Below are 1,577 nucleotides of genomic sequence, written 5' to 3'. Positions count from 1 at the left end.
AGCGGGGGACCGCGGGTTCCGGGGCGGGGGTGGTGCTTGTGGGGGCGGCCGCCGGTGCGGACAGGTCGGCTTTGAAGAAGCGGCGGAAGACGGCGTACTCGACGGCGATCACCGCCAGCCACGGCAGGGACATCAGCGTGGCGAACCGGGTGAAGCTCAGGCCGCTGGCCGTGAACGCCAGCAGGTTCGTCAGGTTCGAGACCGGCAGCAGCAGGGACGCCGAGTTCGCCAGATGCGCCGTGGCGTACACGTGCGGGCGTGCCCGGGCGCCCGAACGGGCCGCGGTCGCGAGGACCACCGGGGTGAGCAGGACGACGGTGGCGTCCAGACTGAGCACGGCCGTGACCGCGGCCGCCACCGCGAACACGCCGGTCAGCAGGCGCCGCGGACTGTCGCCGCAGCGGCGGGCCACCGCGGCGCCGACGGCCTCGAACAGGCCCTCCTTCGCGCAGAGGTACGCCAGCATCAGGACGAGGGCGAGGAAGCCGACGACCGGCAGGAGCGTACGGGTCTGGTCCCAGGCCTCGTGCGGGGTGACGATGCCCAGTGCCACGGCCAGCGCGGCGGCGGGCACGGCGGCCGCGGCCTCCGGGAGGCCCCGGGGGCGCAGCACGGCGAAGGCCAGGACCGCGAGCAGCAGGACGACCGACAGGGCCTCGGGGACGAGGGCGGTACTCAGGGGGTTCTCCTCCACACCAGAAGCCGGGCGCGCCCGGTGATCCGCAAGGTCCAAGGATGGCACCCGCGGGCGGGTGGCGGTCGCGTCCGGCGGGGCGGTGCCGGGGCGGGTGTGTCCGAGGCCACGCCGGTGAGCAGGTCCGGGGCATGTCGCGTGCGGTGGGGCGCGGGCTACGGTTTGCGCGGGCTTCGGTCGGAGTCCCTGTCCCCACGGCGAGCAGTTCGGACGGTCCGGCAGTGCAAGCAGATCTCTCCCCCGTGATCGCGGCGACCACCCAGTGGCTCATGTGCGCCTATCCGGCGTCCGGCGGAGCGCTGGCCTCCGCGCTGTGCGAGGCGCAGGCGCGGCAGGCGGTGACGGTAGCGGCGCGGTTGCGTTATCCGACGGCGATGGACGCCGGGCTGATGGCCATGTCGGGGCCGGGCGGGTCGGGTCGCCTGGACTGGATCACCGGTGCGGAGGGTACGGCGGCGGCCGACCCGGACGAGTACGCGTGGCGGACGTGGGTGGACGAGGTCGTGACGAGCTGGGCGGCCTGCCTGCTGACGGACCCGGAGCTGGCCGCGCAGGCGGTGGTGGCGCTTGCGGAGGCCGGTCCGGCCGCCGGGACGCCGGTCGAGTTCCGGCGGCTGCTGGAACCCGACGAACGCGACCGACGGGCGGCGGCGCTGCTACGCCACCCGGACCTGCTCGCGCCTGTGGCGGAACTGCACCTGGACCAACTGATCGACCGCCTCGGGCGGGGCCAGGCCCTGGTCGCCTGACGGACGGCATGCCTGCGGCGGCCTGTGTCTGCTGTGTGGGGGTGCGCGTAGCGCCTTCGGTCCGGTGGTGGGTCGGGGCCGCGCCGGGGGGTGTCCGTCCTCGGAACGGCGCGAAATCGGTCACCTGTCAACAG

The 1,577-nt window shown here is 74.6% G+C and carries 2 protein-coding genes; one reads left to right on the top strand and one right to left on the bottom strand.

Annotated elements, in window-relative coordinates:
• Positions 1-694, bottom strand: a 694-nt coding sequence (locus GTW67_RS05695) for an SLC13 family permease (RefSeq protein ID WP_346010568.1), incomplete at its 3' end; no start/stop codon positions are given.
• A gap of 221 nt (positions 695-915) precedes the next feature.
• Between GTW67_RS05695 and GTW67_RS05690 the strand changes: the two genes are divergently transcribed.
• Positions 916-1,443 (top strand): hypothetical protein, encoded by a 528-nt coding sequence (locus GTW67_RS05690; RefSeq protein ID WP_161163698.1) that lies wholly within the window; start codon positions 916-918, stop codon positions 1,441-1,443.
• Positions 1,444-1,577: the final 134 nt, after the last annotated feature.

This window comes from Streptomyces sp. SID5910 (genome assembly GCF_009862125.1).
Taxonomy (GTDB): domain Bacteria; phylum Actinomycetota; class Actinomycetes; order Streptomycetales; family Streptomycetaceae; genus Streptomyces.
Note: the sequence above shows the minus strand (reverse complement) of the source record. Positions and strands in the feature narration are given on the sequence as shown.